This is a genomic window from Bacillus sp. SG-1 (genome assembly GCF_000181495.1).
Lineage (GTDB): Bacteria > Bacillota > Bacilli > Bacillales > Bacillaceae_B > Rossellomorea.
The window spans coordinates 42,501-69,182 of the sequence record NZ_ABCF01000008.1 but is presented as its reverse complement, the minus strand read 5'-3'; the positions used below and the strand labels follow the sequence as shown (position 1 = coordinate 69,182).

The window sequence follows — 26,682 nt, the reverse complement described above, 5'->3', positions numbered from 1 at the left end:
ATACAAAAACAGAGAAAATCACTGACATTTTCTCTGTTTTTCATTTACTGCCGTCTTCGTAACGGCTATTTGTCTTCGATTTCTTCGGTTTCTTCCGTTTCTTCATTCGCTTCAGCTTCTTCAGTTACCACATCATCCAGCGGAAGCCATTCGAGAAGTTCGGCTATTACTTTGTTCACCTTTCCGTTGACCTCTTCTCCGCCATATTTGATTGTGGCTCTGCTCAATAACTCTTCATTCTCATCCGTCAATTGAAGAAGCGGCTTATCTTCCACCGAATTGTTATACAGCTCAATGATGGTGTCCAGTCCTTCTGATAACTGGTCGATTGCCTGACTGAGCTGACTCCTTTCCTGATCGTCCACCTTCACACCTTTTCCCCCTGACTAAGTTTTTTTCTTAGTATGCCCTTTCTTTCCAGAGACTATGGGAAGTGTAACTCCGCGTCCGGACGTGAACTTTGCTCGGTTGTCATACTAATTCTGCAGGTAGTCCCAAATCACTTCACCAAAAGAATTATTCGAGGTGATAAATCCCGCTTAAGAAGTTACCTTTGCCAATCTGGAAGATTCTCTCACTCTTTGCCTCACATGAACACTTGCCAGAATGGAAACGATAAACAGGACAATCTCAACCACAAGGGGGAAAAGTGATGCATGATGTATACAGAGATATCATTACCATTGAAGATGTGAATGGCAATCAGGAGCAATATTCAGTTGAAGCCTTATTTGAAATGAAAGGCCATTCTTACGCGATGTTAAAGTCTGGCAATGGTAACCATACGATTGTGATGAAAGTCGAGGAAGAGGGAGATGACCAGTACCTTGTCAACATCAGGAATGAAGAAGATCATGATTCCATCCTTGATGCCTATGAGATTGCCGTAGAAGGGACAGAAAACCTTGAAGCGGAACATAAGTAAAAAACGTGAGCTCCCATACTATGGGGCTCACGTTTGCTATCATCGCTTTCCTTGAAAGGTATAATCGAGCTTACCTTGTAACAGCCCTTCTACTCCTTCAGTAAAATAGGGCATTAATGCATCAGCCTCATTCAGGTCCACCCATTGTATGTCCTCAATTTCCTCATGATCCAAAATGCTTATTTCACTGTCCACAATCTTTACTTTAAAAGTGAAAAATAGCGGGTGAACGTCTTTTTCAATAAAAAACACTTCATTAACGGCAAGCAGCTCTTCAACTTCCACTGTTAAGTTGGTTTCCTCTCTTACTTCACGAATAAGAGCTTCCTCAAGCGTCTCTCCCTTTTCAACTGCACCGCCGGGAAGCGTCCATCCAGCCCCAACATTTTTGACCATAATTACCTTTTGTTTATGCTCATCAAATATCAAACCATAAACCACATCTTCTCTTTTCATATCCACACCCCACTGAATTCATTATTCTATTCCTGATGACTGAATAATTCTCTCTACTTGCCTATTCTAACTGACGTTCTTCTAAGTCAATAATCACTATATCAGAAACCTCTTAAAAACTACCATAAATTACCTATCAGTTACATATTTACCATATTTACAATCCTTAATTTTCCTTATTTTATAACTATTTACATATGCCTAAAAAACTATAATTGTAGATTGAAAGAGCATTGAAAAGATAAAGAACCGAAAAGGCTTGAATAACGCACAAAATCGTTAAAATATTCAAAACATTTTGATTGTAATTCTTTGCTCATTTGCTAGACTAATTTCTAGACCACGCGGGTTACTTTGAAATAATAGCTATTATGCAAGATTAAAATGATGGAGGGAGCAACACATATGACAAAAAAATTAAAATTAGTATCATTAGCACTCGGCACTTCTTTAGTATTCAGCGCAGCTTTGCCTGGAGCCTCTTTAGCATCAACACTTTCAAGCAATCATACTTCTAAATTTGAAGTCTCCAAAAAAATTCTGGATAAACAAAAGGATAAACCAAAATTCTACTCTGAAAAACTCTCAAAATCCAAGGCTAAAAATGAAAAAGAAATTAAAAAATTCCTTAAGAATAACCAGGATGCTCTGGGAATCGATCCTTCTACCGAGCTGACTCTTCTAGAAACGACAGAAGATGAACTGGGGATGAAGCATTACAAATTTGCTCAGTCAGTGAAAGGTGTTCCAATCGACGGAGCCATCTTCTCTGTGCATACACATAAAGACAACTCCGTTTCTACAGCTGCAGGACAATTATATCCGGATGCTTCTAAAAAAGTTAAAAAGTCAAAAGCTGAAATCAATCAAGACGAGGCAGTAAGTCTTGCCTGGAACTATATTGAACTTGATGAATCTCAAACAGTAACGCCAGAAGAAGAAACCTTTGCTGCAGCAAAGAAAAGCAAAGTTAAAAACACCAATGTAAAAAAAGATTTAGTAGTTCATGAGAAAGATGGGGCTTTCAATCTTGCTTACAAAGTTCAATTGCAATTCATCCAGCCATACGGAGCAAATTGGCAAATCTATGTAGATGCTGTAAGCGGTGAGGTTCTTGAAGCATATAACGCTGTTACAGATGCTGCAACTACTGGTTACGGATATGGTGTGAAAGATGATTACAAGCAGCTTAATACTTATTATGCAAATGGAACTTACTATTTATATGACGTAACAAAACCAATGAACGGTGTCATTGAAACACGTACAGCTCAAAACGGGACAACCCTGCCGGGATATTACACAGTCGACAGCAATAACGCCTGGACAGCCTACTCCCAAGCAGCGGAAGTAGACGCTCACGCCTATGCTGAAGATGTATATGATTATTTCTTAAACACTCATAACCGCAACAGTTATGATAACAATGGTGCAACCATCCGTTCAACGGTGCATTATGGTACCAATTACAACAATGCTTTCTGGAATGGATCACAGATGGTATATGGAGACGGTGACGGATCAACTTTCCGTGAACTTTCAGGAGCCAAGGATGTTGTGGCACATGAGATTACACATGCAGTAACAGAAAGGACTGCCGGATTAGAGTACCAATATCAATCTGGTGCCTTAAATGAGTCCTTCTCCGATGTATTCGGCTACTTCCTTGATACGGCTGATTACTTAATGGGTGAAGATGTATACACACCAGGCGTAGCAGGTGATGCACTGCGCAGTCTTTCCAATCCGTCACAATATGGACAACCGGAGCATATGGACGATTATGTGAACACTACTTCTGACAACGGCGGCGTTCACACAAATTCCGGGATTCCAAATAAAGCTTTCTATAATACTGTCACAAGCATCGGCAATGCCAAAGCTGAAAAAATTTACTATCGTGCCCTTACAGTCTACCTGACGCCTACAAGTGACTTCAGTTACGCACGTGCTTCTCTTCTGCAATCTGCAGCAGACCTGTACGGAAGCGGAAGTTCTACTTACAATGCTGTAAAATCGGCTTGGGACAGTGTAGGAGTATACTAAAGAAGAAAAAAAGCCTCAATAAAAGAGCCGGTTGGATATTTGTCCAACCGGCCTTTTTCTGCTCTGCAGCGATTCCCCCCTTGCTAAGAAGGGCCCTCCCCTCAGATAATTCACGAAAATCAATTAAAACTTTAACAAATATCAATTGCTATTCGTACTTAACTTCATTGCTAAAGCCTGTTTTTTCCCCGTTAACCTGAAGAATGCCACAGCCCCAAAAGAAGCTGTAATGAATAACGCTGCTGCCATCGGCACTGCCGTTGTTTCATTTATTCCTACAAGCGGAGCGACAATCGACCCAATGACCAGCGGGAGCATTCCCAATACCGCACTAGCACTGCCTGCCCGATGTCCCTGGTGTTCCATTGCCAATGTAAAGGTACTGGTCAAAATCATTCCCATAGTTGTCATATAGATGAATATAGGAATGACAACCGCTGCCAATGGACCTTGAATGATTGTCATGAGAAGCAGAAATGAAGTCGCACACACTGCTATGATGACAGCCACTCGAAGCAGCTTTCTCTCATGAATAAAGCCGCCCAGACGGCCGATGAGAAAACTGCCTGTAATGATCGCAAGGCCGTTTATTCCGAACAATATGCTGAAAACCTGCGGAGAAACCCCATAAATCCCTTGATAAACGAACGGTGTTCCTGCAACATAGGCAAAGCTCCCACCGTGAATCAGTCCGACCGTCAAAGCGAAGCCGATGAATGACCGGTCCCTCAGCAGACTGCCAATTGTTCTTACCGAACTCCCAAGAGAGCTTGGAATACGCTTTTCAGGCGGCAAGGTTTCTTTTAATTTCAGGGCAATGACCCCTACTATGAGAAAGCCAATTAGTCCAAGCACATAAAATATCGTATTCCAAGTTGCAAATGGCAGCAATAGTATTGCTCCGCCAGTTATGGGAGCAATCATGGGAGCAGTAGCATTAATGACCATCAATAGAGCGAAAAACTTCGTCAGTTCCCTTCCGCTGAATACATCACGAACCACTGCCCTCGATAGTACAACTCCTGCCGACGCGGTAAACCCCTGCAGAAAACGCGCTGCAATCAATACCGAAATATTTGGAGCAACGGCACAAAGAATAGATGACAGGGCGAACAAGAAGATAAACAACAGTAAGGGACTTTTTCTCCCTTTTGCATCACTGATGGGCCCTACTACAATTTGACCGACAGCCAGTCCAATGAGACAGCTCGTTAAACTTAGCTGGACCTGGGAAGCACTCGCCTCCAAGTCTGAGGCGATTCCAGGGAAACTGGGTAAATACATATCAATGTTAAGCGGTCCGAGCACACCAAGCATTCCGAGAAGAAATGCAAGCCCGATCCGCTCCTTTCCTGTAGGTGGTTGAATCATGTTTCTAAACTTCCTTCCTGTCTGACACTTTCAGTTTCTTCCAATTAGTTCAATTGATTCTAGCAAAGAAAGCCTGCTTTTTACAATAGATTTGGATTCTTTTTGGAGAAATAATCTACTAATCTTCCTTTGACATTTCCTTGCTCATCGGTTTTTGCGCCAAAAAAACGGACCAAAGCAATGGCAGCTTAGTCCGTTTTAATTTGCTGATATCAATTCCAACCCTTTATGGATTTCAGAAATGACTTCTTCGTCTTTTTCTTTTGCAAGGAATGCCTGAAGGGCTTCCTCGGCAGTGGTTCCGCCAATCTTGCCTAATGCCCAGGCAGCGGTTCCTCTGATAACCGGTCTTACATCATTTTCCATCACAGAGATTAGATCAGGAAGGGCAGTTTCATCTTTATAGTGAGCCAAAGCAATTATGGCGTTCCGCTGAATTGGCTTTTTCCCTCTCCATGATCCGGAAACATGTCCATACTTTTCTTTGAAGTCTCTATTGCTGATTGTCAATAAAGGTTTCAACAGCGGCTTGGCGATTTCAGGATCAGGCTCCATTTCCCAATGGTTATGAAAATCCTTGCCTTTATTTTCAGGGCAGACCGTTTGACAAGTATCACAGCCGTACAGCCTGTTACCAAGCTTAGTTCTGAATTCATCAGGCAGGAACCCTTTAGTTTGGGTTAGGAAAGCAATACAGCGCTGTGCATTGAGCTGTCCACCTTCGACGAGTGCTCCTGTCGGGCAGACATCTACACACTTATTGCATGTACCGCATTGGTCTTCAATTGGCTCATCAGGGGCAAACGGAAGATTCGTAATCATTTCACCCAAGTATACATAGGAACCAAACTCAGGAGTAATGATCGCGCAGTTTTTCCCGCTCCAGCCAATTCCTGCACGCTCGGCCACCGCCCTGTCTACAAGCTCTCCCGTATCCACCATGGATTTAAACTGAGCCTGTGGAACTCTGGACTCTATATACTTCTCCAGCTTGGATAACCGGTCCCTGAGAACATCGTGATAATCCGTCCCCCATGACGCCCTGCAGAAAATCCCCCGGCGTTCACCCCTTTTACTTTGGGGAGCATTCTTCATTCTCGAAGGATAGGCGAGAGCAATCGCGATGATTGATTTCGGTCCATCGAATATGAGTGAGGGGTCCACACGCTTTTCGATATCTTTTTCTTCAAAGCCTGACTGATAGCCCAGCATCTCCTGGCGTAGCAGCAGGTTCTTCATCTCGGAAAAGGTGTCGGCTGTCGTAAAACCAATTTTATCAATACCGATTTCTTTGCTGTATTCAATAATATCCTGCTTTAATTGATCGAAATCCAATGCTCTCTCCTCCTTTCTATGATTACTATAATCGTTTAACGATTTCCGCTACAGGTGCGTGACTCCGCGGGGCGGGCGGTGAAGTAAAAAGTGGAAGCGGCCGTGCCGTTCAGTGACGTACAGATTTTAGGGCTCTCGTATGAGATAAAGGAATCACGAAGAGCGTTAGCGATTCGATGATGACTTATCGCAAGGAGAGAGACCGAAATCTGCTAGTCACTGGCCGCTGGAGCTGGATTAGCCTCCTCAGCTTCGCCTGCGGGGTCTCACCTGTCCCGCTAATCCCGCAGGAGATCACGCACCTTCCGCTCCAATCTAATTATTATATATTCAAGACTTAGTCCCCACTTTATTATTTAAACATTCTAAGTGATTTAAACTTTTCAAATCTGAGCATAAGAATATTAATTCATACTTACTCAGTAAATTCCCACATATGAAATATAGCCGTGTATTATGATAAACTATTTTAAAATAAATGTGGAGGGAAAATAAGTGGAAATTACGATAAATCCCCTAATTACAGCCAAGGTAGACGGTTTCAAAGTTGGTTTTATTCAATATCATAATATCGAAGTCGGCTCATCGCCTCAAATGCTGAAAGGCAGGCTGCAGCTGTTTCAGGAATCAATCTTTTTTGACCTCCAGGAAAGGCCTGTGACTGAAATTGACGGCGTTGCCCAATGGAGAAAGATTTTCAAATCGGTTGGCAAAGACCCGAACCGTTACCGCCACTCGGCTGAAGCGTTATACCGCAGGGTTAAAAAGCAAAACTACCTGCAAACGATCAATTCAGCCATTGACCTGAACAACTTCTTTTCCCTGCAATATGAAGTCCCGATCGGCATCTATGATTTGGACAAACTGCAAGGTGAAAATATCGAACTAAGGATCGGCTCTGAAGGGGAATCCTACACCGGATTGAATGGACGTGAAAATTCAATCGAGAACCTGATCGTTGCATGTGACGCTGCCGGCCCATTCGGAAGCCCATTTGTCGATTCAGCAACAGCACCTGTAGGGGAAGAAACGAAAAACGCGGTACAAATCATCTTTTTAAAGCCCTCTCTTTCTGTTGAGGAGAGTGAAAAGCTGACAAAATCCCTGATGGATATGTTTGTTTCAATCCATGGAGGGGAAGGAACGTTTTCAGTTGTTGGCAGTTGAGAGATATGAAAGCAGAGACCATTGCGGCTTCTGCTTTTTTTGTGCAGTATTCAAATATATTTAAGAACCAGTGAAAACGTCTATGATCTTATCACATATATCATGATGGATGGTTCCATCAAAATTCAATAATACTACAATTCCAAGCTTATGTTGGGGAACCATGGAAATAAGCGACCTGACAGCCATTTGACCGCCTCCATGTTCTACAACCCCCTGACCTTTATATGTATCTGTAAACCAAGCAAGTCCATAGCTCCTGACTTCACTTCCGAATCGCCATTCCTCATTGACGAGTTGAACGGGTTTCCGCATTTCTTCTATTAAATCCGAACGTAAAATAGTGGCGTCTTTATTTAAGTGGAAGAGTAAATAGTTTCCTAGATCATTCGCTGTTGAATATAAATATCCAATCGGAGCGGAAATTTGGTTCTTTGGAAATGGAGTTTCTACTTTTTCCTCGCCCAAATAATATCTCGCACTATTCTCTTCACTTTCAACCAAAGCCGAATCGCCAGTTGTCCGGTTCATATTCAAGGGAATCAATATATCTTCCTTAAGATGTTTTTCCCAAGAGGAGCCTGTAACTTTTTCAAATAAATCCGCAAGTATTACATATGCATCGGTACAGTAATTCCATCCCTTCCCGACCGGATACTCCAATTCTACTTTCTTAAACCATTTCGTTATATCTTCACGGTTTTTGATACTATATAGTTCTTCTTCTGTAAGCCGGTAATAGTCTAATGCTTCCTGGAATTCTGTAGGAGTATCTGAAAATATTTCTCTTATATTCGGAGCAGTCATATTGGCTATTCCTAAATCTGAGGGAAATCCCGCAGTATGGGACAATACATGCCGGATCGTGATGGTATCGCTCTGTTGTTTATCCTTTGTTCTAAAGTAAGGCAAATAGTCCACCACAGAATCATCCAATGAAATCATATTCTTCTCAACCAACTGCATAATTGAAACTGCCACAAAGTTCTTAGAAACACTTTGAATGCTCATCAAAGTATCCGCATCAATAGGTTTGTTTACTGGATGAATCTGAGAATGACCAAATCCCTTTGAATAGACAATGTCTGAATCTTTAACAATCGCAACACTCAATCCGACACCGTTATGGTTATGCATTTGCTTCTCTATAAAATCCGTTATCTGATAGTACTTATCATCTGAATAAGTCATGGAAACCTCCGTTATAAATCCTATATTTTTACTCTTTATTCACTTGATAATATGCTTCAAGAAGCTTTTCTACTGAAATATCATTGATTTTCATTCCTGTTATTTCACTATCTTTTATTTCTACGTTTTGTAAATTGCTATTACTTATTGTGGAGCCTTTGAGGTCACATCTTTCAAACGAAACTGGTTGTTCGTCCTCCCCAAGGTTAGAATCTATAAAGCAAACTCCTCCCAAAGTAACTAATTTCATTGTGCTATTAGAAAGGTTTAAGTCCGCATAAAGAGAATGTGTTAGGTTAATATTTTGGAATTTAGAATGACTAAGGTTGCAATTACTAATGTGTGTATTTGCTAGATTACTGTTACTAAATGAACTACCTTCCAGATTCACTTGATAACACTCTGTTCTCTCCATATTGCAATTCTCGTATTGAATATTGGATATATCTTTACCTTCCGGTGCTGATAAAGATCCCTTTCTCTTTATATAACAGTACTCGTCCTCAGTTTCAAAGGTGGTCTTAAACCCCATTTTTTCATAAAAATTATGATTATTAATTTGTCTGCTTGATGTTTCAAGATCCCAAGTTCGTACCATTGAAAATTCTTCCTCAATTAATTTTATAACATTAGAGCCTATTCCCTTCCCTTGATATTCAGGGTCAACGAATATCCGATCAATTCTTCCAAAGGACGTTCCAGTAATCGTTAAAATAATTCCGCCAACGATTTTGCCCTTATATTTAACCTTAAAATATTCCAGTTCTTCAATCATATATTTTGTCATCTCGATTGATGCGTACCCAGGAGGCTGAATATTATAATCAACTACACCAGTTTGACCCGCCAGCCACTTTTTTGCTTCTTCATCAAAAGTCCTCTTCATGATTTTTGTCAGTTTATCAGCATCTTCACTGACAGCTTTTTCAATTGTTATGATAGACATTTCTTTCCCCTTTTCTAATTAAGGTTACCAAAGTCCAAAACCTCAAAATCTTCAAAACGACAAAAAGGAGAATCGCTAAAACAATCCTCCCTTAAATACCTCTACTTCCCCAAAAATCCTCCTTCAGATTTAATAGTCTGCCCTGTAATCCAGCTGGAATCGTCACTTGCTAAGAATGTGATAAGTCTTGCTGCATCTTCCGGTTTTCCAAGGCGGCCAGAAGGAAATTGAGGTAATAAATAATTTCTTATTTCTTCAGTCATCCATCCTGAGTCAGTTGGCCCTGGGTTTACAGAATTCACCGTAATCCCTATGGGAGCAAGTGCTACTGACAGCGGTTCGGTTATCGCAATGATCATTCCTTTTGTTGCAATATAAGCCAAATTATTAGGGTTTGGCCCTCCTGATACAAGATTAATAATCCTGCCATCTTTTTTATCAAGGCTCTTTTCTTAAACTTTGTTGCTATTTAATATGAATTTCGAAAAAATAGACATCATTCACACGAAATATCCTGGTAAGGCAGGAAGAAAAGAGCTGCTCTCCCTGTTCAGAGAGAAGAAACCTTGTACCAGGGGAAAAATCCGGCACTAGGGATTTTTCCGAAAGCAACAATCTATACGAAAACAGCCTTTATCAAAGAGTTTTCTTTCGTACCTTCTCGCAAATTCGACGGACAGCATCAAGGTACCACTATTATTAACTTGATAGTGCTTATCCAGTATTTCTGCATTTAATTCTCTATAGCTCACCGGAGATTCATAGGTTGCATTATTAACCAATATATTAGCTGTTCCTAACTCTTCTTCCACCTTATTCAACAGCTTTACTGGAGCGTCCGCCAAACTTAAATCCAGCGGCATATGAGATGATCTTACTCCAAAGCCTTTTATAATCTCATATAATTCTTGTGGAAAATCTTTCTCAATTCCATTTCCATCAGTTTCATCGAACGGAGCCCAATGGGTAAAGAATACATCTGCCCCTGCCTTAGCAAGGGAAAGACATATTGCAGCCCCTATTCCCGTTGACCTGCTTGCACCTGTTACAATAGCTGTTTTTCCTTTTAAGTGTTTCAAGTATTTATCCTCCTTGTTTGAAGGACGCACACAAAAAGAGATGAATATTTCATTGGAGAGCACGTCCTATAATAAAAATAGACATACTTATCCCTTGGTTTAAAGGGATATATATCAAGTTTGGATTATAGGATAGTTGCCATAATTTATTGCTCCTTTAAGTCATCTCTGAGTCTTATAGTATCATAGATATTTTATATTGGATATTATTGCTAAATAGTGCTCAACGATTACAGTCCATACAAAAGCTGAATCCTGTATAGTTGATGCGAGTATATTATTTCGTTGTAACAACTTCTTCAAAAAAAGCATCTAATCCTTAAGAATTCACCTTTCTACCACCCTACGCTATAAGGTAATACTATACTTATATAAAATCAAAAAGTAGGTATCCGGGTGTATTTCAACGGAAGATTACGCATGATAAAGAAGATGATCTGATAAAGGGGTGAACTGCCATGAACTTTAAAAGCGAGTTACAAGAAGCACAGGATATTATCCATAAAGCACATCTTCACTTGAAACAAGCTAATTCAGGCAGCAGTGAGGCAGAAGCATGTAACTTCGCCCTAACTGAACTTGAAAAAGCACAACAAAAAATCCAACAGGTGCAACAGCAAATCCATGAATAGTCTCTATCAAGAAATGGCTTGAGGTTTTTGACTCAAGCCATTTCACTAAAATTTAGTTTTAAACTTTATTTTTGGCCATATAAGATAAATAAGTAATATGAACAATGGGATAATGATCAAATGAAATCCTACAGTCAAGAAATTTAAAGATCTTGTCATTGAGTATTCTCCCCACTCCAAGATAACTCGCAACGAGAGTCCGACCAGATTGAACAAAAATGCTGAAGAAAACACAACTAATGGGTTTCTATCAAACAGTCCACAGAATATAACACTGAGGTAAACATAGCTCACAATCATGGTTGCAATAAAAATGAGATCACTTGAGTAGATTGTTGGAAACGTTATGCCTCCATAGAGGACCAAGAAGATATAATTTGAAAACATAAACGCCTTTCTATTGTCTTCTATCAGTTTTAACAATGAACTCTCCAAACGACCAACCCCTTATACTACAATTTTCACTTTAACTCTAATAACTTCAGGTTCATTCTCATTCCTTATTTTGAAGTAGTCATCTACTCATTCTTCTAATCATTGGTATATTCCTTCTAGGAAAACAGCGGGCGTGGGGCATCATTTCATCTTAAAGCTCACATGATAACATGCGCTCCGGGCGCGCGGGGCATCATTTCCTCTTAAAACCCACAATGACGATATGCGCTTCGGACGCCCGGGGCATCATTTCCTCCTAAAACCCACAATGACGACATGCGCTCCGGACGCACGGGGCATCATTTCATCCTAAAACCCACAATGACGACATGCGCTTCGAACGCGCGGGGCATCATTTCCTCTTAAAGCTCACAATGACGACATGCGCTTCGAACGCGCGGGGCATCATTCCATCCTAAAACTCACAATGATGACATGTGCTCCGGGCACGCGGGGCATCATTTCCTCCTAAAACTCACAATGATGACATGCGCTTCGACCGCGCGGGGCATCATTCCATCCTAAAACTCACAATGATGACATGTGCTCCGGGCGCGCGGGGCATCATTTCCTCTTAAAACCCACAATGACGACATGCGCTTCGGACGCCCGGGGCATCATTTCCTCCTAAAACCCACAATGACGACATGCGCTCCGGACGCACGGGGCATCATTTCATCCTAAAACTCACAATGATGACATGCGCTTCGACCGCGCGGGGCATCATTTCATCCTAAAGCTCACAATGATGCCAAACGCTTCGACCGCGCGGGGCATCATTTCATCCAAAAACTCACAATGATGCCATGCGCTCCGGACGCGCGGGGCATCATTTCTTCCTAAAGCTCACAATCACGACATGCGCTTCACACGCGAGGGACTTCATTCCATCTAACATCATAAGAAGATCCACCACGCTCCTGATCCACGGGATGTCCGTCCATAAATCAATAGAAAACAAAAAAGGCACCAATCAATTAGATTGGTACCCCTCTTTCTTAAAAGTCCTTCCCTACACCCACCACATATCTGCAGGCTGTTCTTCAATCAAAATCGACTTCAAATTTTTGACTGCACGCATAAAGCCTTCTTCAATCGACATGATTGGGTCTTCGTGCTCGATGCTGACGACATAATCATAGCCGTAGGTCCTTAATGCACTCATCATATCCGACCATTCCTGCATACTGTGGCCGCAGCCGACTGAACGGAATGACCATGCTCTTGTTTGGATGCTGCCATATGGCTGCATATCCGTCAGACCGTACATATTGATGTTGTCCTGGTCAAGATAGGTATCTTTTGCATGGAAATGGTGAATGGCGCCTGCTTTCCCAAGGATCTTGATGGCTGCGACCGGATCGATCCCCTGCCACCACAAGTGGCTAGGATCCAGGTTGGCACCGATGGCTTCACAGGTTTCTTCACGTAATTTCAACATTGTGTAAGGAGTGTGGACAAGGAATCCGCCATGCAGTTCAAGGCCGATTTTCACATTATTATCTTCGGCAAGCTTGCCCATCTTCTTCCAGTATGGAATGAGCTTTTCTTCCCATTGCCACTTTAAGATGTCGCCATATTCATTAGGCCAAGGAGATACCGGCCAGTTAGGATGTTTCGCCCCTTCATGGTCTCCTGCAGTTCCTGAGAAACAGTTGACGACAGGGACATTCATTAATCCGGCGAGCTTGATTGTTTTTTCCAGAGCCGCATGGGACTCTTCAGCGAACGCTTTCTCAGGAGAAATTGGGTTTCCATGACAGCTGAATGCACTGATGGTCAACCCCCTCGATGTTACCTTATCTAAATAATCCTTCCGCTTCTCTTCGCTCTCTAAAAGAGCATCCAAGTCACAATGAGCGTTTCCTGGATAGCCGCCTGTTCCGATTTCAACGGCATGAAGCCCCGCTTCTTTTACATAGTCCAGCATTTCTTCAAAATTCTTTTGAGAAAATAGAACGGTAAACACACCTAGTTTCATATACGCTTCCTCCTATTGCAGTCGAATGCTATGACCATTTTCACTGCTTTGGTATATTGCATCAATGACCTGTGATACTTTCATTGCTTCCTCAGGTTTTACAAGAAGTTCTTCACGCCCTAGACAGCTGTTGATAAAGTTTTCCGCCTGCGGTACACCCGGATTATCTTCCCCAGGTACCCAATCCACGTTACTGCTCAACAGCATGCCGTGTTTCCTTTGATTAAGATGAAGAGGGAACAAGTCCAGCCCTCCTGTTAAGCCGGAAATGCTCATTACTTCTTCATCGCTCTTCACATTGGCACTCCATGATGTTTCAAATAACATCGAAGCCCCGTTATCAAACTTGATATAGGCTGTTACGTGATCATCCACTTCGAACGTTTCCCGGTCAAAGTCTCCCCACATATTGACTTCATCAGCCATTTTGCTCAGTTTATTATAGGCTGTTCCTGTTACTTCGACAGGGGTTGGATTGCCTAACAGCCATAGGGAAAGATCAAGGAAATGACAACCATAATCGATCAGGCTCCCCCCGCCTTGCAATTCTTTGTTCGTGAATACTCCCCAGCCTGGAACTTTACGGCGGCGGATGGCTCTGGCTCTTGCGACGATCGGTTCGCCTATTTCGTTCTGGTCTATTAAATTTTTCGCCGCCTGGGATTCTTTCATAAATCGGTAATGGTAGGCGATGCTCAATACCTTGCCGGATTCTTCAGCTGCAACAATCATATCTTGACATTCTTCAGGCGACATGGCCATCGGTTTTTCACAGAAGACATGTACTCCTGCCTTGAGTGCAGCAATTGAAATTTCCGCATGAAATTTGTTCGGTGTACAGATTGTGACAGCATCCACATGGGAGAACATGTCATGATAATCACTGAACACATGGGGGATATCAAATTTGGCAGCCACTTCCTCAGCTGTCTTGGCATTGATGTCACTGACCGCTTCAATTGTTACGATATCTGTCAGTTGCTTATACGCAGGGATATGGCGGGTTTGAGCGATGCCTCCGACACCTATCATCCCCATACGAAGTTTTGTCATGGTTGATAACACCTCAGTTGATTTTTACAATTCGTTTTGTTTCATTCGATTCCAGCGCAGCCAATACTACTTGCAGAGACTTCATTCCTTCATCCCCTGTAACGGACGGCTCAGTATCATGTACGATGCTGGCCACGAACTGCTCAATGACATGGGAGTTCCTCTGTCCGCCTTCCTCATTGGTCTGAATCCCGCCTAGTTCATATTTAACCACTTCACCGGTTGCATATTGAACAACCAGAGAGTGAACTGGATCGTCTTCCAAGCGCAGGATGGCCTTCTCGCCGTAAATGATCGTGGAGTTATCTTCTTTCGACACATATGACCAGCTTGCTGCCAGTGTCCCGATGATTCCGCTTTCAGTTTTCAATACACAAACAGCGGTATCGTCAACGTCCGCATTTTCCTTTGAACTGGTTTCAATGAAGGAACCAACTTCGGCAAACTCTTCACCAAGTATGTAGCGGAGCAAGTCAGTCTTGTGCACTCCAAGGTCACCCATTGCACCTATGAATGCTTCTTTTTTCTTAAAGAACCAGCTGTCTGCTCCATCAGCACTCCAGCCTTCTGGACCACCATGTCCAAAAGCTGAACGGAAACTGTAGATCTTTCCTAATTCACCGCTCTCTATCAATTTTCTTGCTTTTTCATGAGATGGCACGAATCGCTGGTTATGTGCAATCATCAGTTTTTTTCCGCTCTCCTCTGCTGCTTGAATCATTTCCTGTGCTTCTACAGAAGAAGTGGCCATCGGTTTTTCACACAATACATGCTTGCCTGCTCTTAATGCTGCGACAGAAATAGGGGCATGCAGGTAATTTGGGGTACAGACGCTGATTGCTTCAACTTTTCCATCTGCAATCAATTCCTCATAATCCGTATAGGCACGGGCTCCATACTTCTCAGCAACCTTCTGTACACGATCTTCGACGATGTCACAGACAGCAACGATTTCAACATGTTCGTTATTTTCATATTCAGGCAGGTGACGATGCTGCGCGATGCTGCCACATCCGACCACTCCGATTTTGATTTTATTCATTTCATTTCCTCCTTGTTAATGGCTTAGCTTTTTTATAAGCTCTTTTCGTAAGTATTTTTGCTATTTGAATGAGATAGTTGATTTCCGCTCCAGGTGCGCGACTCCGCGGGGCGGGCGGTGAGCCTCCTCGGCTGCGCCTGTGGGGTCTCACCTGTCCCGCTAGTCCCGCAGGAGGTCGCACACCTTACGCTCCAATCAACCCTTCGTAAGAAACTCTGAATAGTTAGTGTGGAAAGCAACAATTTTTTAGCAAACAGCCTATTCATAAAAGAGAAAAGCATGCTAGGAAACGATCTTGCTCTTTTCTTAATCAGGATTTAATTCCTGGATAAATAGCAATGTACTACATAGAGAAATCTAGGTAAACCGACCTTCTTCACTAACATCAGTTTTCACGAATAACCTTTTACTTTGAACCTTTAATCGTTTCAAGCGGTTTTGCATTTCCGTAAACAGGTCTTTCTCGTTTGACAGGTGAAGCCCAATTCACTGCGTTTACAATCACTTTTTGAACTTCCTTGTTGTGATAGGTAGGATAGGTTTCATGGCCAGGACGGAAATAGAACACTTTTCCGTTGCCGCGTTTATAGGTACATCCGCTTCTGAATACCTCGCCGCCTTCGAACCAGCTGACCATCACCAGCTCATCAGGGGCAGGGATATCGAAATGCTCCCCGTACATTTCTTCTCTTTCAAGTTCGATATATTCTCCCAGTCCTTCGGTGATCGGGTGGCTAGGTTCCACTATCCAGATCCGCTCCTTCTCATCCGCTTCCCTCCATTTAAGATCACAGGAAGTCCCCATTAATACTTTAAAAATCTTTGAAAAGTGGCCGGAGTGAAGGACAATCAGACCCATTCCATCAAGAACACGCTGCCTGACCCTTTCTACCACTTCATCGGATACTTCCTCATGTGCGATATGTCCCCACCACAACAGGACATCGGTCTCTTTGAGAACTTCTTCTGTCAAACCATGCTGCTCTTCATCAAGGGTAGCCGTTTTCACATTAAAGGATGCTTCTCCCAAGAAGGATGCAATAGCACCGTGAATACCTTCGGGATACACTTCACGTACTTTCTCACTCTTTTGTTCATGACGATTCTCATTCCATACTGTAACGTTTAACATGGGTAAACCCTCCGTTTATTAAGATTTTGTTGAATAAGATTGCCTATATTCGTTCGGTGTCACGCCTTCATGCTTTTTAAACACTTTGCTGAAGTATTTTTCATTTTGATAACCCACCCCGTAGGCAACTTCATAGATTTTAAGGTAGGGATTTTTCAATAGATTCTTGGCCTTTTCCATCCGTATGCTTGTTAAGTAATCGGTAATGGTGGCATCATAATCCTGCTTGAATTTTCTCGATATATATTCCCTGCTGAGATAAAACCGGTCGGCAATCTCCTGCAGATTAATGTCTTCCTGATAATTCTTTTGCAAATACTCTTCAATCCGCTGCATGCTGTTTTTCTCTTTTTGATATTTTGCATCGGACAGTATCTTGACCAGTTCCTTGAATTCGTCCGCTTTTTCTTTTTTGAATTTTGGGAGAGAAAAAGTGCCATCTTCCTTCCAGTAGTCTTCTCTCTTAACAAATGTAACTTCATTGTTAATCTCATACTCTTTTAACCAGTTATTTTTCAATAATTCGAATTGCCTGTCCCAGGTGGCAATTTGGTCTAATGAAAAAGTAAAATCCTTTTCCAGCAAGTTGAACAGGCTGTTTATTTGTGTATCGATTTGTTCCATGCTGCCGGAACGGAGCGCCCATTTCAGGTCGTTTGAATAATCCAGCAGGTGTAAAAGGGGGGTGTTTAGTATATCTTCTTCAGTCACGACCCGCTTTGCCGACAGAAGGTCATGCTTTCTTAAAACCTGGTGTGAAGAGTCATAAGCCCCTTTCACATCTGCTGAGTGTTTTCCCAGAGCCATGATGGGCCTGACTTTGCTGTATTGGTAAATGGCCGTATGGATATCTTGGATCAATAGTGGAGCATTGTCTGCATTCCATATTAAAATGACGAGTTCCTCATCGTTGTTGATATTGCGAAAGCAGACACCCTCATTACTCCTTCTTAACAGTTCATTCCCAATATTGCTCAATGTAAAGAAAGCCAATTCATCTTCAAACTGGAAAGCCTTCACAACAAACGGCCTGATGGGTATTAAGGCGATTTTCACTCCCTTATCAGTCAAAGATAGACCATATTCATTCCTGATCCTGTTTTCTGCTGCTTCAGAAAGACCTCCCGTTAGACAAAGTTTGGAAAACATACGATCCCAATAGAGAGGTTTAACCTCATTCAGGACCTGACTATCTTCCACCTGGCTTTTTCTTGAGCGGGCTTGGTCCTTCCACTCACTGACGGCTTTCTCCAATGCTTCGTTCAGCACTTCCGGTTCAATCGGCTTAAGGATATAATCAAAACTTTTATAGTAAAGAGCATTCCTCATATATTCATAATCATCATAGCCGCTTACCACTATCGTCTTACTGTGGAGTTCAGATGAATGCAGCCACTTCAACAAGCTTATTCCATCTTTTCTCGGCATTCTCATATCGGTAAAAATGATTTCCGGACGATGCTCTTTAATCAGTTCAATGGCTTGCTCCCCATCCTCTGCTTCCAAGATGGTATGAATTCCGAACTTTTCCCATTCGGCCAGCAAGATCAAACCTTCCCTGACATGCTTTTCATCATCGATAATGATTGCTTTCATGAGTATCACCTTCCATCTGTACCGGCAGCCTCATTGTGACCCTGAAGCCGCCTTCTAAGTTCTGCAATTCCAGACTTGCCTGTTGATTGTAGTAAAGTTTCAAGCGGACAAACACATTTTTCAATCCGATGCTTGTATTTTCCCCTGTTGTATTCTTTATATCAGTTTGAAAATGCTCATAGATTTCTTGAAGTTTTTGCGCTGTTACCCCTGCACCATTATCTTCAACTGTGATCACCAATTCATCGTGCTCACTGAAACAGTTTAATCTGATTCTTCCAATCCCCTCACGAATATCAAAGCCATGCTTGAAATAATTCTCAATGATTGGCTGTAGCAGCATCTTCGGTACTTTTACTTCCTTGAGCCCCTCTTCCACCTCTATTGAATAGTCCAGGTGATCTCCAAACCTTTCCTTCTGTAAAAGGAGATAAGCCCGGGTGTAATTGATCTCTTTATTGAGCGAAACGATATCTTCTTCCATATCCATTCCGTATCTCATAATCTTTGAGAGATGGGTAATCAAAGTATAAATTTGCGGCACTTTATTTTTCAATGCGATGGTTCCGATTGACTGAAGGGCATTATACAAGAAATGCGGATTGATCTGGGACTGCAGAACCTTTAGCTGGTTGGTCTTATTCTCCAATTCCAGTTTGTATTCTCTGTTAATCAAGTGATTGATTCTCCCGATCATCTGCTGAAACCTTGAACCCAAAAGTCCGATCTCATCGGTTCCAAAGGATTGGGATTCAATTTTCATCTCACCTTTTTCGACCTGCTGGATGTTATGCAGCAGTACACGGATTGGAGAGGTGATCTTAAATGAGACGAACAATATCGACAGAATGACAAGCGACAAGCCGACAAAGCCAAACAGGATATTGATCTTCGCCACACTAAAAGCGCTTTCGTAAAGGTTCGCATAGGAGACCCTTTTCACTAATATCCAGCCGCCCGCTGATGGAGAAAGCCGGTCATACATCATCACCCCGTTAAACGAGTCCTTTTGCCATTCCAGGGTACCGGATGTTTCATTTCCATCCGTTATTTCCTGAATCCACTCCTGGCTCCGTTTATTTAGGGAGGTATCACCGTCAGAGCTGTAAATCACCTCTCCTTCTGGAGTCAACAGATAAAATTCTTCCGTGTCAGTATTGTATAGATTTTTACTCAAGTCCAAAATTTTGTCTGGTAATATTTCCAGAGAGATATATCCCAATACTTCATCGGCAGGAATATTGATAAGGGCTCTGTGTATGGTGGCGATACTCTTGGACCTTTTCCTCTCATTTTCCTGCTGGGGATAGGCTGGTGCAATATTCAGATTGTAAGGACTCCGTGCAGCTTTCATAAGTGCCTCTTGTTCTGAAGCACCTTCCCTCATAGAAAAAACGACAGTCGAATGTTTGGTCGCAGAGATCACCCTGTCGTCGTCAGCAAAAGTAATGGTGACTTCTTTAATCGTTTTCTCTGTATAAAGAAACGTTTGCACGACGTTTTTAACTAACCCGATTGTTAGGTAATCACTTTCACTTTGCGGAGACCTCATATAATTAATGAAATCAGGGTTGTTATAAAGGGAAAGTGTTAACCCGCTTAATTCATTGATATAGTTTTCCAGATTGATTTTCCCTTGGTAAAGGAGATTGCTGCTTTCCTGCACGACTTCTTCCTCTATCGAATTCTTTGTGTATAGATATGTAATAATAATGGAACTCCCGAAAGGAATTATCGTGGTGATCATTAACAAGACGATCAGCTTGTTTCGGATACTGTTCTTAATCATAAAGTTGATCCTCCAAGTCTCTCATATACACTAGTATAGAGTGTATCGCCTTATAATTGAAAGCGTTATTTAGTCACTCCCCCAAAAGGGATATAAATAGAAAGCATGCCTGTAATAGACATGCTTTCTATTATTCTATTACTTCAGATTATCCCAAGTAGTCTGGAAGCGCTCAAGCAATGTATCATAATCGATCTTTCCTGCAGCATACTCCTGGATAGCCGCGGCGAACTCTTTGTTCGCTCCATCAGGCCATCTGAACCAAGTCCAAGGAATTGTTTTCTCTTCTTTAGAGAACTCAAGGATGGACTGTCCTAAGTCGCCAAGACCAGCAGGCTCGATATTATCAAATGCTGGAATGAACGAAAACTCTTCTGTGATGTAACGTTTGCCTGTTTCAGAAGTTACCATCCACTCTAAGAATGTTTTGGCTTCTTCAAGATGTTCGGAATTCTTATTTAATACCCAGTTGTTAGGAACGCCTACCGGTAAGCGGTCAGCACTGTCATCGTTGCTGATTGGGATTGGCAGGAAGCCCATATTCATGTCAGGATTGATTTCATAGATCATGTTTTCTGTCCAGTTACCTTGTTGAAGCATAGCTGTTTCGCCAGAAGCAAACAGAGTAACTTGTGTATTGTAGTCTGTTGTTAATGGGTTGTCGTTTGCATATTTCAACTCTGTATCAAGTACTTCTTTGAACTGTTTGAATTTTTCATTGCCAACGATTGTTTCAGATCCATCATATAGACCTTCGATAAATGCAACTGGATCTTCCTGCTGAGCAAAAGGAATGTTCAGTAAATGCTGTCCGATTACCCACCACTCGCCGTAACCAGCTGAGAACGGAGTAATACCGGCAGCTTCCAATTTCTCAGACGCATCTTTCAATTCATCGATAGTTCCAGGAGGCTCAGTGATACCCGCTTTCTCGAACAGATCCTTATTATAAACAAATCCATAACCTTCAAGGTTAACCGGCATACCGTAAAGCTTTCCATCTTCATCTGTCATCGGGACTTTACCAATAGGAAGAACATGCTCAACCCATGGTTCATCTGACAAGTCAGCTAATTTTTCTTTCCAAAGTTCCAACTCTTTAAATCCACCGTTATTGAAGATATCCGGCTCTTCACCTGATGCAAACTTCGCCTTTAGTCCTGCACCGTAATCAGCACCGCCGCCGACAGTTTCAAGTTTGACTTTAATGTTTGGATGCTCAGCTTCGAATTCTTTGATCATTTCAGCAAGCTGATCCGCAATTTCAACTTTGAACTGGAAGAAATTAAGTGTTACTACTTCTTCTCCTGAATCAGTATTGCCATCTGAATTGCCTGAACTGTTTTCATTAGAAGAACATCCGGCCACAATACCGAATACAAAAACTAGAGACATACATAAAAGCAGAAAACGTTTCATAAATAGTTTGACCTCCCTGGTACTTATTAATATTTTATATAAATTCCTGGCTTTTGCCATGAACTTTATATCTACTTAATTGATCCTGAAGCAATTCCTTTAATAATGTGTTTCTGCAAGAACAGGAAGAAGATGATGACCGGCGTAATACCGAGAACCAATGCCGCAAGCCCCATATCCCACTGCTTTGTATATTGAGCAAAGAAAGAGCTCGCTGCCAAAGGAATCGTCCTTAATTCTGCATCCTGCAATACAAGAAGCGGAAGCAGGTAATCGTTCCAGATCCACAGGGTATTCAGAATGATGACTGTCACTGTAATCGGTTTGAGAAGAGGGAAAACAATTCTCCAAAACACACCGAACTGGCTGCACCCATCGATCATCGCAGATTCCTCTATTTCCATCGGTACGGTTTTCACGAAGCCATGGAACAGGAACAATGACAATGGAACTCCGAAACCGAAGTACATGATGATCAATCCCGGGATACTGTTCGTAAGATTCAGTGCCCCTCCCAATTTCATAAGCGGGATCATCACCGTCTGGAATGGAATGACCATTGCTGACACAAAGATGATGAATAATATCTTACTGAACTTTCCTGGTGTCCTCACCATCTTCCAGGCGGCCATCGAGCTGATGATGACTAGACCAATATTACTAAAAACTGTGATAACCAGTGAATTCCAGAAAGCTCTTGGGAAGTTAATGATTTCCCATACCTTAGCATAATTGGAGAAAAGGAATTCCTTCGGCCATGCAGCTGCATCGATCAAGATTGCCGCAAAAGGCTTTACCGAGTTGACCAGCACGAAGTAAAAAGGTATAAGGAAAATGAGCCCTACGGTAATCCCGATAATCTCAAGAACAAATGTCTTTTTGGTATAACGATTGCCCATTATGCCTCAACCTCCTTCTTCTTAGTCACCATTACTTGTACGGTAGTGAAAATGGCTACTACCACAAAGAATAGAATGGACTTCGCCGTACCCAGCCCGTATCGGTTGTTCTGGAATGCTTCCTGATAGATATTGATAGCAACTGACTGAGTTGAGTTAAAAGGTCCTCCGCCTGTCAGGGAAATATTCAAATCAAAGATCTTGAATGCCATCGAAATTGTAAGGAAGAAACAAATCGTGAAAGCCGGCAGGATTAATGGAATAATAATCCTGGTAAGTACAGCCCAAGCTGAAGCTCCGTCCATTTTCGCCGCCTCTAACAAAGAGTTATCAACTCCTTGAAGCGCTGCTACATAAATGACCATCATATAGCCGCTGATCTGCCAAGCAAAGACAATGACGATTCCCCAGAAGGCAGTCGTTTCATCCCCAAGCCATGGCATTTTGAAAAATCCGATATCCGTCATATTACCAAGTGAGGCAAAACCTTTAACGAAGATGAACTGCCAGATGAAACCAAGCAATAGCCCTCCGATTACATTCGGAATGAAGAATACCGTTCTTAATATATTTCGAGTTTTCAAGGCTGCATTCAGGAGCAGCGCGAAACTGAAGCCCAACAAGTTACTAATAAGGACTGCTGCAAACATAAACTTCGTTGTGAACATGAATGAATTGAAAAAGACAGGATCATCCGAAAAGATTTTTTTGTAGTTTTCAATCCCTACCCATTCAACAGCCGAACTTACTCCGTTCCAAGAAGTAAAAGAATAATAAAGTCCCATCAAAAATGGAATGATCTGTATCACCAGGAAAAACAAAAGGGCGGGTCCCACAAAGGCTGCATAGGTTAATATGCTCTTATACCTTATCTTTTTCTTGGCTGGTGTTTGGATCTGTATCTCTGGCCTCACAGGCCCTGTCTCAATCTTTGTCTCCACCGGTATCACCGCCTATATAAATTACTTTCTTTAAGTATAATGGAAGCGCTTTCTTAAAGAGGTATACAAAATTGACAAAGAAGGGGCAAAATTGTGATGAGTGGTGAAGCTCCATTTGGTGACAGGTACTTCCCGGTAAGAGTAGGAATTAGTCGACGCTCGGAAGGCAGGCTAGCGCTTCTACTTAATATATTATAGGTTGAATTTTCTTACCTGGAAGGTCTTCATCGTGGATCTGGACCATCAGTTAGGAGGAGTTATGGATGCGATCGATTAAGGTGAATCTTCTTCTTAAAAATAGTAGCTTGTAGATTCCTATTTGATCTTTAGAAATACTAGTAGACACAATTATTCCAAATTAGACTCATTTCTTTTGAATTGGATGCAATAATCCTCAACTGACGCAATTAATGAATATTAGATGCAAATAGAAGCAGAATAGACGAGATTCCCTCTCTCAGGGACTTTTCCTTCTAGTGACATGAGAACCGATATTTTTAAAAAAGAAACAAATGCAGCCAGTATACCCCAAACAAAGGGTATAAGTGCTCTGTTAAGCAGCGGCAGGCAATAGCTTCCTATAATGTCATCAGATTACATCACTCTTAGATCAAGGTTAGCATGCGTTCCAACTTGTATGTATCCTTATGCGTTAAACCAGAAGAAGTGAATTAGTACTTAAACAACAAAAAACTCTTTCTCAAGAGAAAGAGTTGGAATGTTATGTATGGAGCGGGTGAAGGGAATCGAACCCTCATCATCAGCTTGGAAGGCTGAGGTTTTACCACTAAACTACACCCGCAATATACATATGAAATTGGTACCGGTGGCCGGGGTCGAACCGGCACTCCAGAAGGAACACGATTTTGAGTCGTGCGCGTCTGCCAATTCCGCCACACCGGCAAGTGTTGATTGGAGGCGGCAACCGGATTTGAACCGGTGATAGAGGTTTTGCAGACCTCTGCCTTACCACTTGGCTATGCCGCCGACAATGGAGCGGAAGACGGGATTCGAACCCGCGACCCCCACCTTGGCAAGGTGGTGTTCTACCACTGAACTACTTCCGCAAAATTGGCTGGGCTAGCTGGATTCGAACCAACGCATGTCGCAGTCAAAGTGCGATGCCTTACCGCTTGGCTATAGCCCACTAATATATTATATGCTTCTTCAATTAGTTATGTTAAAAATTTTATGGGGCGACTGATGGGAATCGAACCCACGAATGTCGGAACCACAATCCGATGCGTTAACCACTTCGCCACAGCCGCCATGAGTATTAAAAATATGGCAGGGGTAGTAGGAATCGAACCCACACTGGAGGTTTTGGAGACCTCTGTTCTACCTTTAAACTATACCCCTATATAGATGGTGGAGGGGGGCAGATTCGAACTGCCGAACCCGAAGGAGCGGATTTACAGTCCGCCGCGTTTAGCCACTTCGCTACCCCTCCAAATATTCTCGATGGTGCCGGCAAGAGGACTTGAACCCCCAACCTACTGATTACAAGTCAGTTGCTCTACCAGTTGAGCTACACCGGCATTTAGGAAGATGGTGGCTCAGGACGGAATCGAACCGCCGACACATGGATTTTCAGTCCATTGCTCTACCAACTGAGCTACTGAGCCGTATTAGTTTCGGCTTCCGCTAAACTTCAAATCTCTGCGTCAGTTCCATCGCTCATATCCTCACGCACCTTCCAGTGCGTTCCGGTATTCGCTCAGTCACTTCCTTGACCTTTTCGTTTATCGAAACCCTCTTAGTTTGAACTAAGATTTTTTTAAAAAAGTGGCGGTCCGGACGGGACTCGAACCCGCGACCTCCTGCGTGACAGGCAGGCATTCTAACCAACTGAACTACCGGACCAGAGATTTTTGACGTTAGTCAAAATATCTATCAACAACTTGACGTGAGTCAAATGGTATTGCGGGGGCAGGATTTGAACCTGCGACCTTCGGGTTATGAGCCCGACGAGCTACCGAACTGCTCCACCCCGCGACGATTTAAATGGTGGAGGATGACGGGATCGAACCGCCGACCCTCTGCTTGTAAGGCAGATGCTCTCCCAGCTGAGCTAATCCTCCAAATGTGTTTCAATATGACTTTTAATGATGCTTCTTTTACTCCGCTTCGCTTCGTAAAAAAGCTTGGTGACCCCTACGGGATTCGAACCCGTGTTACCGCCGTGAAAGGGCGGTGTCTTAACCGCTTGACCAAGGGGCCAGTTAATATATAATGGCGGAGAGCAAGGGATTTGAACCCTTGAGACAGGGTTACCCGCCTACACGATTTCCAATCGTGCTCCTTCGGCCACTCGGACAGCTCTCCATATTGGCTCCGCAGGCAGGATTCGAACCTGCGACCGATCGGTTAACAGCCGATAGCTCTACCACTGAGCTACTGCGGAATAATACTCAGCCTGGCGACGTCCTACTCTCACAGGGGGAGATCCCCCAACTACCATCGGCGCTGAAGAGCTTAACTTCCGTGTTCGGCATGGGAACGGGTGTGACCTCTTCGCCTTAATCACCAGACAATGTCTTTTTTAAGGACAAGTACTATTATAACGAGTTTTATAATTTTTTCAAGTCTTTTTTTAAAAAAACTTATAAAATTATTCACTCAAAACTAGATAAAGTATGAAGAAAAGAAAGTATTCCGAGTTTCGCTAAAAATTGTGGTTAAGTCCTCGATCGATTAGTATCTGTCAGCTGCACGTGTCGCCACGCTTCCACCTCAGACCTATCTACCTGATCATCTTTCAGGGATCTTACTCACATAAAGTGATGGGAAATCTCATCTCGAGGGGGGCTTCATGCTTAGATGCTTTCAGCACTTATCCCTTCCGCACATAGCTACCCAGCGATGCCTTTGGCAAGACAACTGGTACACCAGCGGTGCGTCCATCCCGGTCCTCTCGTACTAAGGACAGCTCCTCTCAAATTTCCTGCGCCCACGACGGATAGGGACCGAACTGTCTCACGACGTTCTGAACCCAGCTCGCGTACCGCTTTAATGGGCGAACAGCCCAACCCTTGGGACCGACTACAGCCCCAGGATGCGATGAGCCGACATCGAGGTGCCAAACCTCCCCGTCGATGTGGACTCTTGGGGGAGATAAGCCTGTTATCCCCGGGGTAGCTTTTATCCGTTGAGCGATGGCCCTTCCATGCGGAACCACCGGATCACTAAGCCCGACTTTCGTCCCTGCTCGACTTGTAGGTCTCGCAGTCAAGCTCCCTTGTGCCTT

The 26,682-nt window shown here is 42.7% G+C and carries 20 protein-coding genes, 16 tRNA genes, 2 rRNA genes and 1 pseudogene (1 of these 39 cut by a window edge); 4 read left to right on the top strand and 35 right to left on the bottom strand.

All coding sequences use genetic code 11. The annotated features are described in order from the left end of the window. Positions 1 to 65: 65 nt before the first annotated feature. Positions 66 to 371 carry a hypothetical protein gene (locus BSG1_RS07405; protein WP_006836339.1) on the bottom strand — a complete coding sequence of 102 codons (306 nt, stop codon included), beginning with the start codon at positions 369 to 371 and terminating at the stop codon, positions 66 to 68. A gap of 281 nt (positions 372 to 652) precedes the next feature. Here BSG1_RS07405 and BSG1_RS07400 point away from each other — a divergent pair, with 281 nt between their 5' ends. Further along, positions 653 to 925 carry a DUF1292 domain-containing protein gene (locus tag BSG1_RS07400; RefSeq protein ID WP_006836338.1) on the top strand — a complete coding sequence of 91 codons (273 nt, stop codon included), beginning with the start codon at positions 653 to 655 and terminating at the stop codon, positions 923 to 925. Positions 926 to 964: 39 nt separating this feature from the next. On the opposite strand, the gene BSG1_RS07395 is transcribed toward BSG1_RS07400, so the two are convergent. After that, positions 965 to 1,381 carry an NUDIX hydrolase gene (locus BSG1_RS07395; protein ID WP_006836337.1) on the bottom strand — a complete coding sequence of 139 codons (417 nt, stop codon included), beginning with the start codon at positions 1,379 to 1,381 and terminating at the stop codon, positions 965 to 967. Between the two features lie 405 nt (positions 1,382 to 1,786). Between BSG1_RS07395 and BSG1_RS07390 the strand changes: the two genes are divergently transcribed. After that, positions 1,787 to 3,427, top strand: coding sequence for a M4 family metallopeptidase (locus tag BSG1_RS07390; protein ID WP_052302368.1), 1,641 nt, complete (start codon positions 1,787 to 1,789; stop codon positions 3,425 to 3,427). A gap of 141 nt (positions 3,428 to 3,568) precedes the next feature. On the opposite strand, the gene BSG1_RS07385 is transcribed toward BSG1_RS07390, so the two are convergent. Beyond that, a complete protein-coding gene (locus BSG1_RS07385) occupies positions 3,569 to 4,798 on the bottom strand; it encodes a Bcr/CflA family efflux MFS transporter (protein ID WP_006836335.1) in 1,230 nt (409 codons plus the stop codon). 198 nt (positions 4,799 to 4,996) lie between these two features. Further along, on the bottom strand, positions 4,997 to 6,133 hold the full coding sequence (gene queG / locus BSG1_RS07380; RefSeq protein WP_006836334.1) for a tRNA epoxyqueuosine(34) reductase QueG: 1,137 nt from the start codon (positions 6,131 to 6,133) through the stop codon (positions 4,997 to 4,999). Between the two features lie 495 nt (positions 6,134 to 6,628). Here queG and BSG1_RS07375 point away from each other — a divergent pair, with 495 nt between their 5' ends. Beyond that, the gene (locus BSG1_RS07375) at positions 6,629 to 7,300 is read left to right on the top strand and encodes a B3/B4 domain-containing protein (RefSeq protein WP_006836333.1); all 672 of its coding nucleotides are present in this window, start codon (positions 6,629 to 6,631) and stop codon (positions 7,298 to 7,300) included. Between the two features lie 60 nt (positions 7,301 to 7,360). On the opposite strand, the gene BSG1_RS07370 is transcribed toward BSG1_RS07375, so the two are convergent. From BSG1_RS07370 to BSG1_RS19765, 4 genes and pseudogenes are all read right to left on the bottom strand, one after another. Next, positions 7,361 to 8,491: a serine hydrolase domain-containing protein gene (locus BSG1_RS07370; RefSeq protein WP_006836332.1), complete on the bottom strand. Its 1,131-nt coding sequence runs from the start codon at positions 8,489 to 8,491 to the stop codon at positions 7,361 to 7,363. A 28-nt stretch (positions 8,492 to 8,519) separates the two neighbouring features. Further along, entirely contained in the window at positions 8,520 to 9,437 is a 918-nt protein-coding gene (locus tag BSG1_RS07365) for a GNAT family N-acetyltransferase (RefSeq protein ID WP_006836331.1), read from the bottom strand. A gap of 101 nt (positions 9,438 to 9,538) precedes the next feature. Beyond that, a pseudogene (locus tag BSG1_RS19770) lies at positions 9,539 to 9,868 on the bottom strand (SDR family oxidoreductase); the annotation flags it as partial. 159 nt (positions 9,869 to 10,027) lie between these two features. Further along, positions 10,028 to 10,516, bottom strand: coding sequence for an SDR family NAD(P)-dependent oxidoreductase (locus BSG1_RS19765; protein ID WP_052302367.1), 489 nt, complete (start codon positions 10,514 to 10,516; stop codon positions 10,028 to 10,030). 458 nt (positions 10,517 to 10,974) lie between these two features. Between BSG1_RS19765 and BSG1_RS21075 the strand changes: the two genes are divergently transcribed. Further along, positions 10,975 to 11,148, top strand: a complete 174-nt coding sequence (locus BSG1_RS21075; RefSeq protein WP_006836327.1) for a hypothetical protein — start codon at positions 10,975 to 10,977, stop codon at positions 11,146 to 11,148. A gap of 1,447 nt (positions 11,149 to 12,595) precedes the next feature. On the opposite strand, the gene BSG1_RS07350 is transcribed toward BSG1_RS21075, so the two are convergent. From BSG1_RS07350 to BSG1_RS07220, 27 genes are all read right to left on the bottom strand, one after another. Further along, positions 12,596 to 13,564 carry a sugar phosphate isomerase/epimerase family protein gene (locus BSG1_RS07350; RefSeq protein ID WP_006836325.1) on the bottom strand — a complete coding sequence of 323 codons (969 nt, stop codon included), beginning with the start codon at positions 13,562 to 13,564 and terminating at the stop codon, positions 12,596 to 12,598. 12 nt (positions 13,565 to 13,576) lie between these two features. Next, positions 13,577 to 14,617 (bottom strand): Gfo/Idh/MocA family protein, encoded by a 1,041-nt coding sequence (locus tag BSG1_RS07345; RefSeq protein ID WP_006836324.1) that lies wholly within the window; start codon positions 14,615 to 14,617, stop codon positions 13,577 to 13,579. Positions 14,618 to 14,630: 13 nt separating this feature from the next. Beyond that, positions 14,631 to 15,659 carry a Gfo/Idh/MocA family protein gene (locus BSG1_RS07340; RefSeq protein WP_006836323.1) on the bottom strand — a complete coding sequence of 343 codons (1,029 nt, stop codon included), beginning with the start codon at positions 15,657 to 15,659 and terminating at the stop codon, positions 14,631 to 14,633. Positions 15,660 to 16,065: 406 nt separating this feature from the next. Continuing rightward, positions 16,066 to 16,791: a ThuA domain-containing protein gene (locus BSG1_RS07335; RefSeq protein WP_006836322.1), complete on the bottom strand. Its 726-nt coding sequence runs from the start codon at positions 16,789 to 16,791 to the stop codon at positions 16,066 to 16,068. A gap of 18 nt (positions 16,792 to 16,809) precedes the next feature. After that, positions 16,810 to 18,387 (bottom strand): response regulator transcription factor, encoded by a 1,578-nt coding sequence (locus BSG1_RS07330; protein ID WP_006836321.1) that lies wholly within the window; start codon positions 18,385 to 18,387, stop codon positions 16,810 to 16,812. Continuing rightward, positions 18,365 to 20,176 (bottom strand): sensor histidine kinase, encoded by a 1,812-nt coding sequence (locus BSG1_RS07325; protein WP_006836320.1) that lies wholly within the window; start codon positions 20,174 to 20,176, stop codon positions 18,365 to 18,367. The genes BSG1_RS07330 and BSG1_RS07325 overlap by 23 nt, the downstream gene beginning before the upstream one ends. 138 nt (positions 20,177 to 20,314) lie before the next feature. Beyond that, the gene (locus tag BSG1_RS07320; RefSeq protein WP_044022558.1) at positions 20,315 to 21,595 is read right to left on the bottom strand and encodes an ABC transporter substrate-binding protein; all 1,281 of its coding nucleotides are present in this window, start codon (positions 21,593 to 21,595) and stop codon (positions 20,315 to 20,317) included. A 71-nt stretch (positions 21,596 to 21,666) separates the two neighbouring features. After that, positions 21,667 to 22,494: a carbohydrate ABC transporter permease gene (locus tag BSG1_RS07315; protein ID WP_006836318.1), complete on the bottom strand. Its 828-nt coding sequence runs from the start codon at positions 22,492 to 22,494 to the stop codon at positions 21,667 to 21,669. Further along, the gene (locus tag BSG1_RS07310) at positions 22,494 to 23,435 is read right to left on the bottom strand and encodes a carbohydrate ABC transporter permease (protein WP_006836317.1); all 942 of its coding nucleotides are present in this window, start codon (positions 23,433 to 23,435) and stop codon (positions 22,494 to 22,496) included. Before BSG1_RS07310 ends, BSG1_RS07315 begins: the two co-directional genes overlap by 1 nt. Before the next feature lie 728 nt (positions 23,436 to 24,163). Further along, positions 24,164 to 24,237, bottom strand: a tRNA-Gly gene (locus BSG1_RS07305). A 16-nt stretch (positions 24,238 to 24,253) separates the two neighbouring features. Next, positions 24,254 to 24,338: transfer RNA gene (locus BSG1_RS07300), tRNA-Leu, on the bottom strand. A gap of 10 nt (positions 24,339 to 24,348) precedes the next feature. Next, positions 24,349 to 24,422, bottom strand: a tRNA-Cys gene (locus tag BSG1_RS07295). Between the two features lie 5 nt (positions 24,423 to 24,427). Further along, a tRNA-Gly gene (locus BSG1_RS07290) sits at positions 24,428 to 24,502 on the bottom strand. Positions 24,503 to 24,507: 5 nt separating this feature from the next. After that, positions 24,508 to 24,582 (bottom strand) — tRNA-Gln (locus BSG1_RS07285). A 45-nt stretch (positions 24,583 to 24,627) separates the two neighbouring features. Continuing rightward, positions 24,628 to 24,703, bottom strand: a tRNA-His gene (locus tag BSG1_RS07280). A 17-nt stretch (positions 24,704 to 24,720) separates the two neighbouring features. After that, a tRNA-Trp gene (locus tag BSG1_RS07275) sits at positions 24,721 to 24,794 on the bottom strand. Positions 24,795 to 24,801: 7 nt separating this feature from the next. Next, positions 24,802 to 24,885 (bottom strand) — tRNA-Tyr (locus BSG1_RS07270). Positions 24,886 to 24,897: 12 nt separating this feature from the next. After that, positions 24,898 to 24,973: transfer RNA gene (locus tag BSG1_RS07265), tRNA-Thr, on the bottom strand. A gap of 11 nt (positions 24,974 to 24,984) precedes the next feature. Then, positions 24,985 to 25,060 (bottom strand) — tRNA-Phe (locus BSG1_RS07260). Between the two features lie 161 nt (positions 25,061 to 25,221). Continuing rightward, positions 25,222 to 25,298: transfer RNA gene (locus tag BSG1_RS07255), tRNA-Asp, on the bottom strand. A 58-nt stretch (positions 25,299 to 25,356) separates the two neighbouring features. Continuing rightward, a tRNA-Met gene (locus tag BSG1_RS07250) sits at positions 25,357 to 25,430 on the bottom strand. Between the two features lie 10 nt (positions 25,431 to 25,440). After that, a tRNA-Val gene (locus BSG1_RS07245) sits at positions 25,441 to 25,516 on the bottom strand. 64 nt (positions 25,517 to 25,580) lie between these two features. After that, positions 25,581 to 25,655 (bottom strand) — tRNA-Glu (locus tag BSG1_RS07240). 13 nt (positions 25,656 to 25,668) lie between these two features. After that, positions 25,669 to 25,760 (bottom strand) — tRNA-Ser (locus tag BSG1_RS07235). Positions 25,761 to 25,764: 4 nt separating this feature from the next. Beyond that, positions 25,765 to 25,839, bottom strand: a tRNA-Asn gene (locus BSG1_RS07230). Between the two features lie 10 nt (positions 25,840 to 25,849). Then, positions 25,850 to 25,966, bottom strand: a 5S ribosomal RNA gene (rrf, locus tag BSG1_RS07225). A gap of 143 nt (positions 25,967 to 26,109) precedes the next feature. Continuing rightward, positions 26,110 to 26,682, bottom strand: a 23S ribosomal RNA gene (locus tag BSG1_RS07220); it runs 2,364 nt beyond the window's last position.

Coding starts and splice junctions, on each gene's coding strand:
- BSG1_RS07400 (WP_006836338.1), top strand. CDS start 653: ATGCATGATGTATACAGAGATATCATTACCATTGAAGATGTGAATGGC.
- BSG1_RS07390 (WP_052302368.1), top strand. CDS start 1,787: ATGACAAAAAAATTAAAATTAGTATCATTAGCACTCGGCACTTCTTTA.
- BSG1_RS21075 (WP_006836327.1), top strand. CDS start 10,975: ATGAACTTTAAAAGCGAGTTACAAGAAGCACAGGATATTATCCATAAA.
- BSG1_RS07395 (WP_006836337.1), bottom strand. CDS start 1,381: ATGAAAAGAGAAGATGTGGTTTATGGTTTGATATTTGATGAGCATAAA.
- BSG1_RS07365 (WP_006836331.1), bottom strand. CDS start 9,437: ATGTCTATCATAACAATTGAAAAAGCTGTCAGTGAAGATGCTGATAAA.
- BSG1_RS07340 (WP_006836323.1), bottom strand. CDS start 15,659: ATGAATAAAATCAAAATCGGAGTGGTCGGATGTGGCAGCATCGCGCAG.
- BSG1_RS07345 (WP_006836324.1), bottom strand. CDS start 14,617: ATGACAAAACTTCGTATGGGGATGATAGGTGTCGGAGGCATCGCTCAA.
- BSG1_RS07330 (WP_006836321.1), bottom strand. CDS start 18,387: ATGAAAGCAATCATTATCGATGATGAAAAGCATGTCAGGGAAGGTTTG.
- BSG1_RS07370 (WP_006836332.1), bottom strand. CDS start 8,491: ATGACTTATTCAGATGATAAGTACTATCAGATAACGGATTTTATAGAG.
- BSG1_RS07320 (WP_044022558.1), bottom strand. CDS start 21,595: ATGAAACGTTTTCTGCTTTTATGTATGTCTCTAGTTTTTGTATTCGGT.
- BSG1_RS07315 (WP_006836318.1), bottom strand. CDS start 22,494: ATGGGCAATCGTTATACCAAAAAGACATTTGTTCTTGAGATTATCGGG.
- BSG1_RS07335 (WP_006836322.1), bottom strand. CDS start 16,791: ATGTTAAACGTTACAGTATGGAATGAGAATCGTCATGAACAAAAGAGT.
- BSG1_RS07350 (WP_006836325.1), bottom strand. CDS start 13,564: ATGAAACTAGGTGTGTTTACCGTTCTATTTTCTCAAAAGAATTTTGAA.
- BSG1_RS07385 (WP_006836335.1), bottom strand. CDS start 4,798: ATGATTCAACCACCTACAGGAAAGGAGCGGATCGGGCTTGCATTTCTT.
- BSG1_RS07325 (WP_006836320.1), bottom strand. CDS start 20,176: ATGATTAAGAACAGTATCCGAAACAAGCTGATCGTCTTGTTAATGATC.